At 65.3% G+C, this 16018-nt stretch carries 15 protein-coding genes and 1 pseudogene; 7 read left to right on the top strand and 9 right to left on the bottom strand.

Annotation, left to right across the window (positions count from 1 at the left end; translation table 11 throughout):
- Window positions 1–97 precede the first annotated feature (97 nt).
- From J2R76_RS35730 to J2R76_RS35720, 3 genes are all read right to left on the bottom strand, one after another.
- On the bottom strand, window positions 98–415 hold the full coding sequence (locus J2R76_RS35730; RefSeq protein WP_016839733.1) for an EthD family reductase: 318 nt from the start codon (window positions 413–415) through the stop codon (window positions 98–100).
- Window positions 416–528: 113 nt separating this feature from the next.
- Window positions 529–1041, bottom strand: coding sequence for a GNAT family N-acetyltransferase (locus J2R76_RS35725; protein ID WP_229193379.1), 513 nt, complete (start codon window positions 1039–1041; stop codon window positions 529–531).
- A gap of 39 nt (window positions 1042–1080) precedes the next feature.
- Window positions 1081–1569, bottom strand: a complete 489-nt coding sequence (locus J2R76_RS35720) for an NUDIX domain-containing protein (RefSeq protein WP_016839736.1) — start codon at window positions 1567–1569, stop codon at window positions 1081–1083.
- Window positions 1570–1716: 147 nt separating this feature from the next.
- On the opposite strand from J2R76_RS35720, the gene J2R76_RS35715 reads away from it, so the two are divergent.
- A complete protein-coding gene (locus J2R76_RS35715; RefSeq protein ID WP_076830260.1) occupies window positions 1717–2604 on the top strand; it encodes a metallophosphoesterase in 888 nt (295 codons plus the stop codon).
- Here the strand turns inward: J2R76_RS35715 and J2R76_RS35710 are convergent.
- The 3 genes from J2R76_RS35710 to J2R76_RS35700 form a co-directional block, all read right to left on the bottom strand.
- Window positions 2601–3347 (bottom strand): hypothetical protein, encoded by a 747-nt coding sequence (locus J2R76_RS35710; protein WP_141340522.1) that lies wholly within the window; start codon window positions 3345–3347, stop codon window positions 2601–2603. The genes J2R76_RS35715 and J2R76_RS35710 overlap by 4 nt on opposite strands.
- A 21-nt stretch (window positions 3348–3368) precedes the next feature.
- Window positions 3369–3944, bottom strand: a complete 576-nt coding sequence (locus J2R76_RS35705; RefSeq protein WP_253626118.1) for a hypothetical protein — start codon at window positions 3942–3944, stop codon at window positions 3369–3371.
- A gap of 209 nt (window positions 3945–4153) precedes the next feature.
- On the bottom strand, window positions 4154–4363 hold the full coding sequence (locus J2R76_RS35700; RefSeq protein WP_016839740.1) for a hypothetical protein: 210 nt from the start codon (window positions 4361–4363) through the stop codon (window positions 4154–4156).
- Window positions 4364–4789: 426 nt separating this feature from the next.
- On the opposite strand from J2R76_RS35700, the gene J2R76_RS35695 reads away from it, so the two are divergent.
- Window positions 4790–6232 carry a short-chain fatty acyl-CoA regulator family protein gene (locus tag J2R76_RS35695; protein WP_253625567.1) on the top strand — a complete coding sequence of 481 codons (1443 nt, stop codon included), beginning with the start codon at window positions 4790–4792 and terminating at the stop codon, window positions 6230–6232.
- Window positions 6233–6699: 467 nt separating this feature from the next.
- Window positions 6700–7953: a Spy/CpxP family protein refolding chaperone gene (locus tag J2R76_RS35690; protein ID WP_253626117.1), complete on the top strand. Its 1254-nt coding sequence runs from the start codon at window positions 6700–6702 to the stop codon at window positions 7951–7953.
- A gap of 569 nt (window positions 7954–8522) precedes the next feature.
- Here J2R76_RS35690 and J2R76_RS35685 read toward each other — a convergent pair.
- On the bottom strand, window positions 8523–8858 hold the full coding sequence (locus J2R76_RS35685) for a GYD domain-containing protein (protein ID WP_057016969.1): 336 nt from the start codon (window positions 8856–8858) through the stop codon (window positions 8523–8525).
- Between the two features lie 401 nt (window positions 8859–9259).
- Here J2R76_RS35685 and J2R76_RS35680 point away from each other — a divergent pair, with 401 nt between their 5' ends.
- The gene (locus J2R76_RS35680; RefSeq protein WP_057016967.1) at window positions 9260–10210 is read left to right on the top strand and encodes an aldo/keto reductase; all 951 of its coding nucleotides are present in this window, start codon (window positions 9260–9262) and stop codon (window positions 10208–10210) included.
- Window positions 10211–10405: 195 nt separating this feature from the next.
- Here J2R76_RS35680 and htpX read toward each other — a convergent pair whose 3' ends face one another.
- Complete coding sequence (gene htpX, locus J2R76_RS35675) at window positions 10406–11335, bottom strand: zinc metalloprotease HtpX (protein WP_028333206.1); 930 nt, start codon at window positions 11333–11335, stop codon at window positions 10406–10408.
- A gap of 220 nt (window positions 11336–11555) precedes the next feature.
- Window positions 11556–12162 (bottom strand): annotated as a pseudogene (locus tag J2R76_RS35670) (response regulator); the annotation flags it as partial.
- A gap of 611 nt (window positions 12163–12773) precedes the next feature.
- Here J2R76_RS35670 and J2R76_RS35665 point away from each other — a divergent pair.
- The 3 genes from J2R76_RS35665 to J2R76_RS35655 all read left to right on the top strand — a co-directional run bounded on the left by J2R76_RS35665 (window position 12774) and on the right by J2R76_RS35655 (window position 15936).
- Window positions 12774–14120 (top strand): lytic murein transglycosylase, encoded by a 1347-nt coding sequence (locus tag J2R76_RS35665; RefSeq protein WP_253625566.1) that lies wholly within the window; start codon window positions 12774–12776, stop codon window positions 14118–14120.
- Window positions 14121–14471: 351 nt separating this feature from the next.
- Window positions 14472–14975 carry a DUF1993 family protein gene (locus tag J2R76_RS35660; RefSeq protein ID WP_253625565.1) on the top strand — a complete coding sequence of 168 codons (504 nt, stop codon included), beginning with the start codon at window positions 14472–14474 and terminating at the stop codon, window positions 14973–14975.
- Window positions 14976–15075: 100 nt separating this feature from the next.
- Entirely contained in the window at window positions 15076–15936 is an 861-nt protein-coding gene (locus J2R76_RS35655) for an SDR family NAD(P)-dependent oxidoreductase (RefSeq protein ID WP_253625564.1), read from the top strand.
- Window positions 15937–16018 lie beyond the last annotated feature (82 nt).

Below are 16018 nucleotides of genomic sequence, written 5' to 3'. Positions count from 1 at the left end.
TGGGGTGCACTCCAGAGACTGATCCCGGATTTCGCTTCGCTTCATCCGGGCTACGAGCGTCTCTGAGGGAGCCGCGTAACCTGCTCGGTCTGGACGATCAGTGGCCGACGACGACTTCGCTGATCTGGATCACCGGCTGCAGATCGGTGTAGTTCGGGATATCGCCCATGATCTCCTGGGCGTGCTTGCCCATGCCGGCCGCGAAGGCCTCAACCGAGTCGCAGAAGATGTGGCACATTCCGACATAGGTTGCGGGTTGCCCCGGTGCGCCGCCGGCGAGACCCTTGTCGACGGTGTAGTATTTGCACGCGTCGCCGAGGCGCGCCTTCACCAGCGGCATGTGCTTGTCGCGATAATAGTCGTGATCAAAGCGTGCGCCTGGATTGTTCGGATACATCACACTGACTTTGATCATGGCGCGCACTCTCCCTGTTGATATGACATGCGCCGGTCTTGTCCCGGCGCTTGCCTCAACTGTGCTTCAGTTTCCGATGGTGCGCAACCGTTCCGGCACCGCTCGCGCGGATGTCAGATCGCGTTGCTCCAGTCCGGCAGGATTGGCCCGGACACGCCCTCGGCCGCGCCGTCGACCAGTTCCATGACAAGCAGGCGACTGTAATCGACCGGGCCGGGCATGGTCATCCGCCCCTTCGGGACCGGCTTGAAGCCGACCCGCGCGTAGTATGGCTCGTCGCCGACCAGCACGATCAGCCGATGGCCCTTGGCGCGGGCGTCGTTGATCGCACGCTCGAGCAGCGCACGGCCGACGCCGCGGCTGCGGAACGGCGGCTCGACCGTCAACGGCCCAAGCATCAGGGCCGGCGTATCGCCGATCGTGACCGGCAGCTGGCGCACCGAGCCGACCAGCAGTGTGCCGATCCGCGCCGTGAAGGAGACATCGAGCAAATGATCGACATGCTCGCGCAGCCGGTAGGCGCTGAGCACGAAGCGGCCAGGCCCGAAGGTGCGCTCGTGCAGACGCTCGATCGCCTGGGCGTCTTTCGGGGTCTCGGGCAGGATGGTCAGGGACAATTCGGTCATTGTGGGGCGCGGGATAGCATCTGGCGCGGGCGCGGTCCATCACCGCCATGTCGCCGTCGGCGGCTTGCCCTCGAGCACCTCCGCGATCCGCAGCCGCGTGCCCGGGGTGGTCTCGTCAGGCAGATCAGCCGGATCGAAGAAGCCGCAGGCCACGATCTCGCGATTCGGCTCCGGCAGGCGGTCCTGCCGGTAGTTCCTGACGACGTAGACCGCGACATGATCGCGCGGCGAGACGTGGCTGTTGTGGAAGATGCCGTGCAGCACCGGCTCGCCCTTGAGCTCGATCCGCCCCTCCTCCTCCAATTCGCGCCGCAGCGACTCGATAAAACTTTCGCCGACCTCGACCCCGCCGCCAGGCAGATACCAGCCATGGACGTAGCTGTGCTTGACCAGGAACACCCTGTTGTCGGCATCGAGCACGACGGCACGGACCCCGAGCGTCATGCTGCGGACGAGCCGCCAGTAGAAATGAAACACCCATCTGATCTGCGGCTCGTAGCGCTTGCGTAAATCGAGCAGGACCGTCACTGAACCCTCGACATCATGGTGTTTGATCCGTGCTTTGATCCTTGCGCGCCTGCGCAGCTCTTGCCAATACAGGGCAGGACGTTCGGGATAGCACGACATGACCGGCTGCCGGCCACTTTTCGCGGACAATCCGAAGGGAATCGCATGATGGCGGCGTTCCGCCTCGCGCATCTGTCGGACCCGCATCTGCCGCCGCTGCCGGCGGCGCGGCTGCGCGATCTCGCCGGCAAGCGCGCCTTCGGCTATCTGAACTGGACGCGCAACCGTCACAAATATCACCGCCGCGACGTGCTCGACGCGCTGGTGTCGGACATGCAGGCGCAGCAGCCGGACCACATTGCCGTGACCGGCGACCTGGTCAATCTGGCACTGGATGCCGAGTTCAATCCGGCCCGGCAATGGCTGGAGGGGGTAGGTTCGCCTGCCGACGTCACCGTGGTCCCCGGCAACCACGACGCCTATGTGCGCGCGACCCGGCATCGCTTCGTCAGTCACTTCGGCGACTATCTGCGCGGCGACGCCGACGGCGCGGCAACGCATTTTCCGTTCGTGCGTCGCCGCGGGCCGCTGGCGCTGATCGGCGTCTCCTCGGCGGTGCCGACCCCGCCGCTGATGGCGACCGGCTGGCTCGGCCATCCTCAGCTCGATGCGCTCGATGCGATTCTCGCGCAGCTGTCGCGGGAGGACGCCTTCCGCGTCCTCCTGGTGCATCACCCGCTGCACTCCGACGGCCGCGCCAAGCGGCTGACCGATTCGCATCAGCTGCTGGCGCTGCTCAGGCGCCACGGCGTCGAGCTGGTGCTGCATGGCCACGACCACATCCATTCGACGATGTGGTTCGACGGCCCGGAGCGGAAGATCCCGGCGATCGGCGTGCCGTCGGCATCGGCGCTGGCGCGCAAGCACTATCCGGCGGCGGCCTACAATTTGTTCACGATCGAGCGTGACGGCAATGCGTGGCGCTGCGAGCAGACCGTGCGCGGGCTCGGCGAGCACGCCGGCATTCGCGAATTGAAGCAAGCACGACTTTCCTAATCGCCGCCCCCGCCGCCGCCACACCCACCGCCGCAGCCGCCTCCGCTGTCGCCGCCACCACCACCGCCGTCACCGCCATCGCCGCCGCCACTCCCGTCGCTGCCGGCATCGCCGAAGCCGGCTGACGATCCGTCGATCGAGGAGTCGGAGAAATCGCCGCCGCAATAGGGACTGCTGCCACCGATGCCGCTGCGGCGCAGCGCCTCGCAGTCGGTGTGATAGATGAAGCCGTTCGCGATGTTCAGCTTGGCGTCGAGCGCGAACAGCAGCGGCAGCCGGGTCGGCCTGACCGGATCGATGTTCTCGTATTTGCAGCAGTACCACCAGACCCGGCGCAGCCCCTCATTGCTCCTGCGCCGCTCCTTCACCAGGACGACCGCGGGGGTGTGATGCAGGAAGCCGCCGAAGGCGCGGCGGCAGAACGCGTCGTATTCGCGGGTGTAGAGGATGAATTCGTGCCAGAGGTCGTCGGCCGCTTGCGAGGGCATCGAGACGTAACGCTTGCCGCTCATCAGATAGGCGAGGAAGAACTGCCGCAGGCCGCGCGAGACCAGCGCGCTGTCCTTGCGGGTGAAGCCGGGGTGACGCTTCTCGAGCCGCGCCAACAGGCCCGCCGGCCAGTGAAAGGTGCGGATGTATTCGGCACGCCGCAACGTTTGCCACTTGCCGAACAGCACGGCGCTGCCGACCACCGCGGCCGCCGCCAGGACGCCGAAAAATGCCGAGGCGGGTGTTATGACCACGATGCCCCGCCCCTTGAGCGGCTAGAAGTTTTGCAAGCTCGCATACAGCGCGAGACCGAACAGCGCGAGCGCGCCCATGACGAAGCCGAACACGAACATGCCGATCCCGCCGCGGCGCCTCGGCGGCGTCACCGGCACGGGCGGCGGCGCCGGCGGCTCGGCAACCGGAAGCGGCGTTGCCACCATCGCATGCTCGCGCTCGATCAGGCGGCGCGCGACATAATCGGTGACGGCATCGACGATCGCGGACACGTCATGCGATTCGGCGAGCACGATGCGGCCGAACCTCGTGTCCTGCACGAAGCGGTAGATCCGCTTGTCGCGCCCCATCAGCACATGCGCGACGACGTCGATCCACAGCCGCGGCGTCTCGCCCTGGCTGATGCCGCGGTCGAACAGATCGACCTTGTCCGGCACCTGCGCGAACAGCGGATCGAGCGCATCGTTGAGGATCTCGAGCCGCGCCACCTCGGCGTCGCGCAACTCGACGACGACACCGGTGCGATCGGCCGCCTCGATCCGCGCCCGTCGCAACGCCTCTCGCAGCGTCGGCCGCATCTCGCGCGCCTCGCTGCCGGTGTTCTGCGGATCGGACATGCCTTGCGGTCTCGCGGTGACGGGTTTCCTGCGCATTAACCTATCAGCAACCAAGATGTCCGCAAAGGGCGTTGGTTCCCAAGCACTTAGGCCGCCACTTATCCCCAGATCAAAGACCTGACGCTGTCCCAAAAGCGGTCGACCCCACCCGGATGAACCGGATGGGGCCGCCGTCCTTGGACGTTTTCTTAGCTCTGAAATTCTGGCGCTCAGGCCGAAACCCGCGACGGCTCCTCGACGATGGAGAAGCGCACGCCGGCCTTGTGGCGACTCTCTTCCGAGACTTCCTTCCAGCACTCTTCGGCTTCCTTGCGGGTCTTGAACGGACCGCGGACCTGGGCCGAGCCTTCGACGAGCTTGTGGAAGTTCATCGACCCGAACTCTCCGCCGATCACCCAGAAATTGCTGCCCTTGCTCATCGTCAGTCTCCTTCAAAAAATCGGGCTGCCTTTGCCCAGCCGCCTGCACCTTGATCTCCGCAATCTGCTCATATCGACATTCTTGACAGAGTATTGCGAATTGCGTGTCAGGAGATAAACGCGAAAACGCGAAGGTCGTACAGATGCCTTGTTTTTTATTGGTGATGTCATGTAACATCTGAACTTGTAATAAATGTCGATTTGTAAATTTTGTCACAAAATAGGTCAGGAAGCCTGCCATGCCCGCCGGTTTTTCTTCTCCCTCTCCCCGTTCTTACGGGGAGAGGATTGGGGTGAGGGGCTGTCTCCGCAGCGAGACTCGCGGAGGGTCCCCCTCACCCGGATCGCATCTAGCGATGCGATCCGGCCTCTCCCCGCGCGCGGGGCGAGGCGGTCAGAATTTGCTGCGGCAAGCGAGACCAACCCGTGCCCGGTGAATCCGGAAAGAAGCTGTTCGTCGGTCCGCGCTTCCGGCGGATCCGCCAGCAATTGGGGCTGTCGCAGACCCAGATCGCCGAGGGGCTCGGCATCTCGCCCTCCTACATCAACCTGATCGAGCGCAACCAGCGCCCGGTGACGGCGCAGATCCTGCTGCGGCTGGCCGAGACCTACGACCTCGACTTGCGCGACCTCGCCACCGCCGACGAGGACCGCTTCTTCGCGGAACTCAACGAGATCTTCTCCGATCCCCTGTTCCGCCAGATCGACCTGCCGAAGCAGGAGCTGCGCGACCTCGCCGAGCTCTGCCCCGGCGTGACGCACGCGCTGCAGCGGCTCTACGCCGCCTACACCGAGGCGCGCCGCGGGGAGACTCTGGTGGCGGCGCAGATGGCCGACCGCGAAGGCTCGCAATTCGACGCCAATCCGATCGAGCGGGTGCGTGACCTGATCGAGGCCAACCGCAACTATTTTCCGGAGCTCGAGACCGCCGCGGAGAATTTGCGCGACGAGCTCAACGTGCCGACCGAAGGCCTGTTCACGGCGCTGACCACGCGCCTCCGCGAAAAACATTCGATTCTGACCCGCGTGATGCCGGTCGACGTGATGCGCGAGACGCTGCGCCGTTTCGATCGGCACCGCCGGCAGCTCTTGATCTCCGAACTCGTCGACAGCTCCGGCCGCAGCTTCCAGCTTGCACTGCAGATCGGCTTTGTCGAGTGCGGCGCCGCGATCGACACCATCGTCAACCGCGCCGGCCCGCTCGACGGCACCGCGCGCCGGCTCTACCGCATCACGCTCGCCAATTACTTCGCAGCCGCCGCGATGATGCCTTATCAGGCGTTTCATTCCGCAGCCGAAGCCTTGAGCTACGACGTCCATGTGCTGGCGCAGCGCTTCAACGCCGGCTTCGAGCAGGTCTGCCACCGCCTCACCACGCTGCAACGGCCGAACGCGCGCGGCGTGCCGTTCTTCCTGCTCCGCGTCGACAATGCCGGCAACGTGTCGAAGCGGTTCTCCTCGGGCACCTTTCCGTTCTCCAAGTTCGGCGGCACCTGCCCGCTCTGGAACGTGCACTCGACCTTCGACATGCCGGACCGCCTGCTCAGCCAGGTGATCGAATTGCCGGACGGCACGCGCTACTTCTCGATCGCGCAGATGGTGCGCCGGCCGGTGGCGCCCTACCCGCAGCCGCAGCCGCGCTTTGCGATCGGGCTCGGCTGCGAGATCCGGCATGCGGCCAAGCTCGTCTATGCCACCGGCATGGATCTGGAAAAGGTCGAGGGTACCCCGATCGGCGTCAACTGCCGGCTTTGCGAGCGCGAGAATTGCAGCCAGCGCGCCGAGCCGCCGATCACACGCACCCTGATCCTGGACGAGACCACGCGGCGCGTGTCCTCGTTCGCGTTCTCGAATGCGCGGGAGTTGTGAGCCAAGGATCAATCCACCGATCTATCCACCGCGGCAAAGGCCTTGCACCAGCCGTCCTTGCTGATCGCACCTTCGACCACCTTGCAGCCATCGGGTGCGACGAACGGCGTGCACATCTCCTGCACGAGGCGCTGGTCCGGCGCGGCGCCTGGCCGCCGAAAACGGAGGAGGATTCGACCGAGGACGACGTGCGCTAAAGCATGATCCGGAAAAGTGCGAAGCGGCTTTCCCTCGCGACAACGCGTTTGCGCGAATCACACACCAAACTAAAGCGCGATGACGATTCGACCCAGCGCGTGTACTCGACGCGACTAATCCGTTGACGTCGTGACCTGACCGCAGGTTCACCCAATGAAAACGGCGGGAGGAACTTTCGGTTCCGCTGCGAGTCATATTTGTGACGCGATGTGGCCTGGACCGCCAACGGAGAGACCGAGGGAGAGATCATGTCAAAGTCCCGCCTTGGAATGGCTGCGGCCGGCGTTGCAATTGGCGTTCTGGGAGCGCTGCCGAGCGCGGCCGAGGCGGGTTTCCGCCTGCGCGTTGGCGGCCCCGTGAGTGTCGCGCGCTTCGCGATGGCCGGCGTGCTGTCGGTCGCGGGTCTCCGCCACGCACGCATGGCGGCGCGCCACAGCCGCGTCCGCATGGCTGCTCTAAGACCGCAAGATCTTCGCCCCGCCGCCGAGTCGATCGGCCCGAGTGAGCGCGCGCAGCTCACTGCCGTCGCCGCGCTGGCCGGCTGGCAGGGCGGCCGAGCTGCGCAAGGCTGGTGGCAGCACTCCGACGGTTCATACGGCTGGGTCGGTCCGCTCTTCTGGCCGTTTGCCTACAGCGATCTCTATGACTACGCGCTTCTCAATGATGGCAGCGGCTTCTGGGCCTATGGCTACGGCGATCTCTACGCCGCGATCTTCTCGCCTTACGCTGCGAGCGATCTCTCAGCGTTTGCGGCCGAGCGCCCCGCCGGGAGGCGGCATCGCAAAGCGCCCTCGGTGCAGGAATTCTGTAGCGGCGACACCGCCGAGACGACCGGCCTTCCCCTCGAGCGGATCGGCCTGGCGGTCGCGGCGAACGAGGCGCAGCGCGCAGCCTTCGACGAGCTCGCGAGCGCCTGGATTTCCGCCGGCAACACCATCCGCGCTTCCTGTACAGCACAGACCGCAACCACCGCGCTGGAGCGATTCGCGGCCATGCAGAGCCGCGTCAACGCGATGCTGAGCGCAGTTGCGACCGTTATGCCGCCATTTCAAAAATTCTACGATCTCCTAAGCGATGAACAGAAGGCCCAGCTCAACACGCCCGAACGCGACCGCCGCGCTAACGCTGCGGCCGCGAAGCTGAAGGAGATGCAGGACGCCGCCTGCCAGGCGAGCCGTGAACCGCAAGACGAGCAACAGGCCGAAAAGCAATACCGCCAGCTCGTCGCCCAGCAATGGCCCCTCGACGACATCGTCGCCAGCCTGAAACTGAACGGTACGCAACGCGCCGCGCTCGAAGTGGTGCAGGATACCACGATGGGCACCATGGAAGCCTTAAACCCATGCCCGCCAAAGGACGCGCTCACCCCGCCGGCCCGCCTTAAGGCCGCGAAGGCGCGGTTGGAAGCGATGAGAGAGGCGATCATCAGCGTGAACGACGCGGTCGACGATTTCCGTTGGAACCTGAGTGACGAGCAGAAGACGCAGTTCGAGGGGCTCGGTCTGAAGAAGCGGGGGGTGTGATTTTTCCATCCCCAAGCGGCGCTGGTCGGCCAAGGCGATACTTCGCATCCCCTGTCGCATTTGCTAGTCGTCCGCTAAGAAGAGCTGGACATGCGAGCATGCGTTATAGGGGCGGGCTCTAAGTAGTTCGGTCGCGCGACCGAGACGCCGTTCAACATGAACTTTGAGGCCCGCCCGTAGTCAACTGAACTTCTTTGGATGTTGCTTATTGGCCCAAGGCCGACATACGGCGATGTCGGCCTCAACGTCAGCTTCCGAGATCAAAGCGGACGCGAAGAATTCATGAGTACACGCCCTGATCTCATCGCGCCTTAGCGCGTACTGCGCTCGTCTTGCTGAAGCGGAGGCCGAGCGAGGCGGCGGACGTCATGCGACGGCACAACCGGCCGGGGCTGTGGCCGGCATGCACGTAGCCAGGACATCCGCCTGAGCTAGTGCCCATCCGTTGACGCCCCGGATCAGCGGCGCGCAACGGCCCTCGCCTCCGCGCGGGACGCCAGCAAGCGCCGCCGCGCGAGAGTGACACCGGCCATCAGATCAATCTGCGCCGTTTTGGATCGCTCGGCCTGCTAGCCACCGGGCGGCGTGTAGGCGGCCTTGAGCTTGGTCGCGTGCTGACGCACCACCTTGATCTCGTCCTGGGTAAAGAGCCGGACCAGCCGCACGTTCTGCATGGCGCCGGCCGCAACCACCACGCCGCTGACCGCAGGCGCGAAGCTCGGATCCGGCACGTCGAAGATCACCATCACGCCGGGGCCATCGGTCGCCGTGCTGTACATCGAAATCAGTTTCCCGCCGGCGGCCTCAATCAACTTCTTCGCGGCCTCGTATCGATTCGTCGTCGGGTTTTCCATGATGTTGTTCAGGGAACGCGGGGTGTATTCACCAGAGAAGCAGAAATGCATGGCAATCGCTCCGTTTGGTTGGAATGAAAAAAACATTCACCCAGGCGCGCGGCCCGGGCAGAGCATTTCGTACTGAAAAACGAGAAGAAATGGCCTGCCGATGGCCAGTCGCGCTGCCGCTCATTCTCCGGATTTCGGCGCAACCGGTGGCAGCTCGCCGCGCAATCTACATCAGACCCGCGGCAAATAAAATCGCGTTTCTGCTCTGCGACGAAATCTCTCCTTGGTCGATGCGGCACTGAAGGGCAGCGCGCCTGACCCGACCGACGAACGCGATCCATCCGAGCCCGCCGAGTGACGCGTCGGCGCCCGCTAGGCGGTGGCGGGACAACGCCTTGCAAACAAGGGCGATCTGCCTCAGTGTCCGGCGCCCGCCATCAAGAACAAGCGAAAGAAAACTCATGAAGCATCGCGCGCTCGGCCGCTCCGGCCTCACTGTCCCTCCCCTGTGCTTCGGCTGCAATGTATTCGGCTGGACCGTGGACGAGACGTCGTCGTTTCGCCTGCTCGACACCGTGCTCGATCAGGGGCTGACATTCCTGGATACGGCGGATGTCTATTCACGCTGGGTGCCGGGCCACAGCGGCGGCGAATCCGAGACCATCATCGGCAAATGGATGAAGGCGCGCGGCAACCGCAACCGCGTCATCCTCGCCACCAAGGTCGGCATGGACATGGGAGGCGGCAATGTCGGGCTGAAGCCGGACTACATCGCGCGCGCCGTCGAGGATTCGCTGCGGCGGCTACAGACCGATTTCATCGATCTCTACCAGTCCCACAAGGACGATGAGACGACACCGCAGGAAGAGACGCTCGCGGCCTACAACAAGCTGATCAAGGCCGGCAAGGTCAGGGCCATCGGCGCCTCGAACTTCTCGGCGGAGCGGCTCCAGAGTGCGCTCGACATTGCCAAGGCGAACGGGTTGCCGCGCTATGAGAGCATGCAGCCCGAATACAGCCTCGCCGAGCGCTCGAGCTACGAAGGCGCGCTGCAACGCGTCTGCGAGGCGAACGACGTCGGCGTGATCACGTTCTTCTCGCTCGCCGCAGGATTTTTGACCGGCAAATATCGCTCGGAGAGCGACTTCGCCAAGAGCCCCCGCGGTGCACGCAGCATCCCAAAATACATGAACCCGCGCGGCATGCGCATCCTGGCCGGTCTTGACGAGGTCGCCGCGGAAACCCGCGCCGAGCCGGCCGCGGTCGCGCTCGCCTGGCTGATGGCAAAACCCTCCGTCACCGCGCCGATTGCCAGCGCTACCAGGCCCGAGCAGGTCGCAACGCTGGTCGCGGCGACCGAACTTGAGCTGAGCAAGGATCAGGTCGAACGGCTGGACGCCGCGAGCGCGTAGCAGCTGCCTTCACTTCACCTCGCCCCGCGTGCGGGGAGAGGTCGGAACGCATCGCTAGATGCGTTCCGGGTGAGGGGGAGCTTCCGCGAGTGCAGCTATCGCCGTATTTGCGGAGACAGCCCCTCACCCCAACCCTCTCCCCTAAGAACGGGGCGAGGGAGCACACCGCCTTCGCGGCTACGGCTTGGTCTCACCCTACCCCCACGGGCCGCGCTGGCCGGATCCGCCCCACGGGCTGCGCGGCGGATAGCTTCCACCGGCCGGGCGCGGCGCGGTCTGGGTGCCGAGCTCGGCGGCGAGCTGCTGCAGCGCGGCGATGCGGTTCGCGGTCGAGGGGTGGGTCGCGAACAGGTTGTCGACGCCGTGGCCCGACAGCGGGTTGATGATGAACATGTGCGCGGTGGCCGGATTGCGCTCGGCCTCCATGTTCGGCACCTGATGCGCGGCGTTCTCGATCTTCGCGAGCGCGGAGGCAAGCCACATCGGCTGACCGACGATGCGCGCGCCATAATTATCGGCGGCGTATTCGCGGGTGCGGCTGATCGCCATCTGCACCAGCATGGCGCCGAGCGGCGCCAGGACCATCATCGCGATCGAGCCGACAATGCCGGGGCCGTTGTTGTTGCGGTTGCCGCCGAAGAACATACCGAACTGCGCCAGCATCGAGATCGCGCCGGCGATCGTCGCCGTGATCGTCATGGTGAGCGTGTCGTGATGCTTGATATGCGCAAGCTCATGCGCGATCACGCCGGCAAGCTCCTCGCGGCTGAGTTGCTGCATCAGGCCCGTGGTGACGGCGACCGCCGCGTTCTCCGGGTTGCGGCCGGTCGCGAACGCATTGGGCTGCGCCTCGTCCATCAGGAATACGCGCGGCATCGGGAGAGCGGCGCGCTGTGCGAGCTCGGCGACGAGATTGTAGAGTTCGGGCGCCGAGCCCGCATCGACCTGATGGGCGCCGTACATCGACAGCACCATGCGATCGGAATTCCAGTAGGTGAACAGATTTGTCGCAGCCGCGACCATCAGCGCGATCACGGCGCCGGTGCCGCCGCCGATCAGATAGCCGACCCCCATGAACAGGGCGGTGAGGCCGGCAAGCAGGAGCGCGGTGCGGAAATAGTTCATCGTTGTTCCCTCACGGCGAGCGGAATGCTGCCACAACTGACGCCGCTGAGGTAGGGATTTTGCCGCAGAAGCCGCAAGGGGAACCAGTGCGTCGCAGCGACGCGGCGCGGGTTAATGATTGGTCATGTGCGGCGCCGTCCGTAGCCCGCATGAGCGAAGCGACATGCGGGGTAAGACCGGTCCCGCATGTCGCTTCGCTCATGCGGGCTACGATCTCTCGCTACGCCGCCGGCTCCTGTGCAATCACCGCCCCCTCCTCGCGCAGCGCGACGCGCAACATGCGGGCGAGCTCGGCGCGGCTGTAGGGTTTTGCCAGGAACAGGATGCCCTGCTCGAGCTTGCCGTCCTGATCGATGGCGTCATCGGTATAGCCCGAGTGAAGAGGACGCGCAGGCCCGGGCGGCGCTTCCGCGCCTCGGTGGCGAGGTCGCGTCCGTTCATCGCGCCCGGCATGATGACGTCGGTGAACACAGATCGATCGGCGCGCCGCTGTCGAGCACGGCAAGGGCTTCGCTCCCATTATTGGCCGACAGCGTGGTCGGCTGCAGCGGCTGCTTGCGCGCGAAGGCGAGCAGATGCCGCGTCAGCGATGCGCCGCGCTCGGCGGCGTCGCGGATCAGCGCGGTGATCTCCGTGAGCTGGCGGTTGTGAGTGACCGCCTCGGCCAGGATGTCGATCGTGCCGGTGATGACGGTGAGGATGTTGTTGAAGTCGTGCGCAATGCCGCCGGTGAGCTGGCCGACCGCTTCCATCTTCTGCGCCTGGCGGATCTTGCTCTCATTGGCCTCGGCCTCGCGAAGGCGCTCGAGCAGGAATTCCGATCGCTGGCGCTGGCGTCCCTCCTCGGCGAGCGCGACATGGGCCTCGCGCAACTGCTCTTCGGTCGGGATCGCGAGGATCCGCGGGATCAGCGGCCAGAGCAGCACTGCGGTGAAGATCGAGGCGACAGCGGTTAGCGCCTTGAGCAGGCCCTCGAGACCGTAGATCGGCACCCACAGCGTGTAGATCGAGAACACATGGGTGAGGCCGCAGGCGAGGATAAACGTGGCGAACGGCCAGGCCATCCAGCCGAACTGGAAATCGCGCCGCTTGGAGACGAGGATCGCCAGCGCGAACGGGATCGAGAGATACGAAGCGGCAATGATCGCGTCTGAAATCACGTGGAGCCAGATCAGCTCCGGTTCCCACAACAGGCAGATGCCGCGCGGCGAAAACGTCGACGAATCCAAAAGACGCTCGAGAAAACTCCACATGGGTCCCTCCCGGCGTGATCGATCCGCCGACACCCCTGCCCGCGAATCACCGGCCGATCATAGCGGTGGCGGCTCAACCTACCTCAGCCCAATTGGTCTAACGGCGCTACCCCCGTTGTTGCCCGGTGTCGCCCTGGTGTATGCAGATTGGGCTTCAATTCCCCTTTTTCCAGCCGGTGACATCGATGCCAGCCTCTCCCCTCCGCGCCCCGATCATGATCGCAGCGATCGCGGGGGCGCTGGCGCTCTCCACCCTCGCCTCGGCGCAGCAGCCGTTGCCCAGCCCCTTAAATCCCGCGCCGGTCAGGCCGCGCCCGGCCGCCGTCGCCTCGCCGCGGGCTGCGTCCTGCCACAACGGGCAAAACTTCGATCGCTTCCTCGCCGAGCTGAAGCAGAAGGCGGTCGCCGCCGGCGTCTCGCAGCGCACGATCGCGGAGGCCGCGCCCTACCTGATCTACGACCAGGGTATCGTCAACCGCGACCGCGGCCAGCGCGTGTTCGGGCAGATCTTCACCCAGTTCGCCGGCCGCATGGCCGCGAACTATCGCATGCAGCAGGGCCAACAATACCTCCGGACCTATGCCGCCGCGTTCGCGCGCGCCGAGAAGGAGTATGGCGTGCCGCCGGCGGTGATCGCCGCGTTCTGGGGACTGGAGAGCGATTTCGGCGTCCAGATGGGCAATTTGCCGACGCTGAAATCGCTGGTGTCGCTGGCCTATGATTGCCGCCGCTCCGAGATGTTCCAGGGCGAGACCATCGCCGCGCTGAAGATCATCGAGCGCGGCGACCTGACGCCCGACGAGATGATCGGCTCATGGGCCGGCGAGCTCGGTCAGACGCAATTCTTGCCGACGCATTATTTCAACTACGCGGTCGACTATGACGGCGACGGCCATCGCAATCTCCTGCAAAGCGGCCCCGACGTGATCGGCTCGACCGCGAACTACATCGCCACCGGATTGAAATGGCGGCGCGGCGAGCCGTGGCTGCAGGAGGTGCGCGTGCCGCAGGCGGCAAATTTCCCGTGGGACCAGGCCGACCTCACCATCAAGCTGCCGCGATCGAAATGGGTATCGCTTGGCGTCAGCTTGACCGACGGCAAGGCATTGCCGAATGACGAGATGCCGGCCTCGCTGCTGCTGCCGATGGGCCGGATGGGTCCGGCGTTCCTCGCCTATGCGAACTTCGCCGCCTACACCGAGTGGAACAACTCGCTGATCTATTCGACCACCGCCGGCTATCTCGCCGGCCGCATCGCGGGCGCACCGCCGATGCAGCGGCCGCACGGTCCGGTCGCGCAATTGCCGTTCAATGAGATCAAGGAGCTGCAGGGACTGCTCGCGCGCGCCGGCTACGACGTCGGCAAGATCGACGGCGTGCTCGGACAGGCAAGCCGCAGCGCGGTGAAGGCGATGCAGATGAAATACGGCCTGCCGGCGGATTCCTGGCCGACCGCGGAGCTCCTGGCGCGGATGCGCGGCGGGCCCCGCACCCAGCCGGCCGCCGATGCCGCGGCACTGGGGACGCGGTAGAGCAAACGCCCATTTTCCGTAGCCCGGATGCAGCGCAGCGAAATCCGGGACAAGCCCCGATGCGCCTCCCCGGATTGCGCTGCGCTCCATCCGGGCTACGCAGACTCTGGCGATCCGTCATCCTGAGGTGCGAGCGGAGCGAGCCTCGAAGGATGAATCGGCCACACTGGGGCCGTGCATCCTTCAAGACGCGCTTCGCGCTCCTCAGGATGACGGGATCAAGAATGCCGCCCGCGCGAAATATTTGACCAAGTGTTACAGCCGCCCGCAGTTGTATTCTTCCCCTTGCCGCCCCACTTGCAGCATCGCCGTTCGGTAACATCCGGATTTCATCAGAACAGGGAGCATCACATGTCCTTTCATGACGCCGTCGTCCCCGCCTACCTGCAGATCCTCAACAGCCTCACCGGCGAGCTGACCAAGGCCGAGGCGCATTGCGAAGCGAAGAAGATCGCGCCCGAGGTGCTGCTGGGATCGCGGCTCTATCCCGACATGCTGCCGCTGACCAAGCAGGTGCAACTTGTCTGCGATCACGCCGCACGGGGCTGCGCGCGGCTGACCCATAGCGACGTGCCGTCGACGCCAGATACCGAGAAGAGCATCAGTGAACTGAAGCAGCGGCTCGCCAGGACGATTGACTATGTGAAGTCGTTCAAGCCGGCGCAGTTCGACGGCGCCGACGCCAGGGACGTCACCTTCCCGATCGGCCCCGATCGCACGATGACCCTGAAGGGTCAGCAATTCCTCAGCGCGTTCTCGTTCCCGAACTTCTATTTCCACGCCGTGACCGCGCACGACATCCTGCGCCACAACGGCGTCGAGATCGGCAAGCGCGATTTCCTCGGCGTCAGCTGACGCGCTTCGGCGATCCATATTCCCCGCGACGGGATTTTCGCTTCACGCCCTCGCCCGTGCTACTGCTCCCTGACAACAACAAGACGTCAGGGAGCACGCCATGTCGACCACAACCCACGCACCGAAAGCCATCGATCCGTCCGCTTCGCTGCATGCCGAAGCGCTCGGACTGGCGAAGAACCACGGCCGCCTCGCCGGGCGGCGCGTCATCGTGGTCGGCGCGGGACAGCGCACAACCGTGGATGAAGCCCCGCCGATCGGCAACGGCCGCGCCATGAGCGTGCTGTTCGCGCGCGAGGGCGCGTCGGTCGCCTGCCTCGATGTCAACAAGGACGCCGCCGACGACACCGTCGCGCAGATCACAGGCGAAGGCGGCAAGGCCTTCACCGATGTGGTCGATGTCTCCGATGTCGCGGCGATCGCGCCCGCGGTCGAACGCTGCGCGCAACAGCTCGGCGGGCTCGACGGGCTGGCGCTCAATGTCGGCATCTCCTCCGGCCTGTCGCTGCCCAAGATGACGGCCGAAGCCTGGGACCGCGACTACGCCGTCAATGTGCGCAGCCACATGCTGTTCGCGCAGAAGGCGCTGGAGGTGATGGCGCCGGGCGGCGCGATCATCCTGATCTCCTCGATGGCGAGCCAGCGCGCCGGCGGCCGCAACCCGGCCTATGAATCCTCCAAGGCGGCGCAGATCGCGCTTGGCCGGGCGATCGCGCGGGCCGGCGAGGACAAGGGCATTCGCTGCAATGTGATCGCGCCCGGCTTCATGGACACGCCGATGGGGCGCGACGCCAGCCGCAGGCGATCGGACCGCGCCGTGACAGTGCCTTTCGGCCGCCAGGGCACCGGCTGGGAGGTCGCCTATACTGCGCTGTTCCTGATTTCGAATGAATCCTCCTACGTGAACGCGCACACCCTGTTCCTCGATGCCGGCCACATGGGCGGAATTGTGCGCAGCTAGCCTGCGGAGCGCGAATGCCTCGGGCATTGCGCTCGTCGCGGCAATGCACAATTCTCCTTCATCAGTCATTCTCTGGAACATT

It is taken from the genome of Bradyrhizobium sp. USDA 4532 (genome assembly GCF_024171315.1).
Classification (GTDB): domain Bacteria; phylum Pseudomonadota; class Alphaproteobacteria; order Rhizobiales; family Xanthobacteraceae; genus Bradyrhizobium; species Bradyrhizobium australafricanum.
Note: the sequence above shows the minus strand (reverse complement) of the source record. Positions and strands in the feature narration are given on the sequence as shown.

Bases quoted from the DNA above. Each gene is read 5' to 3' on its own strand.
- J2R76_RS35690 (WP_253626117.1), top strand. From the start codon at position 6,700: ATGGCTGCGGCCGGCGTTGCAATTGGCGTTCTGGGAGCGCTGCCGAGC.
- J2R76_RS35660 (WP_253625565.1), top strand. From the start codon at position 14,472: ATGTCCTTTCATGACGCCGTCGTCCCCGCCTACCTGCAGATCCTCAAC.
- J2R76_RS35680 (WP_057016967.1), top strand. From the start codon at position 9,260: ATGAAGCATCGCGCGCTCGGCCGCTCCGGCCTCACTGTCCCTCCCCTG.
- J2R76_RS35725 (WP_229193379.1), bottom strand. From the start codon at position 1,041: ATGACCGAATTGTCCCTGACCATCCTGCCCGAGACCCCGAAAGACGCC.
- J2R76_RS35655 (WP_253625564.1), top strand. From the start codon at position 15,076: ATGTCGACCACAACCCACGCACCGAAAGCCATCGATCCGTCCGCTTCG.
- J2R76_RS35665 (WP_253625566.1), top strand. From the start codon at position 12,774: ATGCCAGCCTCTCCCCTCCGCGCCCCGATCATGATCGCAGCGATCGCG.
- J2R76_RS35705 (WP_253626118.1), bottom strand. From the start codon at position 3,944: ATGTCCGATCCGCAGAACACCGGCAGCGAGGCGCGCGAGATGCGGCCG.
- J2R76_RS35715 (WP_076830260.1), top strand. From the start codon at position 1,717: ATGGCGGCGTTCCGCCTCGCGCATCTGTCGGACCCGCATCTGCCGCCG.
- J2R76_RS35700 (WP_016839740.1), bottom strand. From the start codon at position 4,363: ATGAGCAAGGGCAGCAATTTCTGGGTGATCGGCGGAGAGTTCGGGTCG.
- J2R76_RS35685 (WP_057016969.1), bottom strand. From the start codon at position 8,858: ATGCATTTCTGCTTCTCTGGTGAATACACCCCGCGTTCCCTGAACAAC.
- htpX (WP_028333206.1), bottom strand. From the start codon at position 11,335: ATGAACTATTTCCGCACCGCGCTCCTGCTTGCCGGCCTCACCGCCCTG.
- J2R76_RS35730 (WP_016839733.1), bottom strand. From the start codon at position 415: ATGATCAAAGTCAGTGTGATGTATCCGAACAATCCAGGCGCACGCTTT.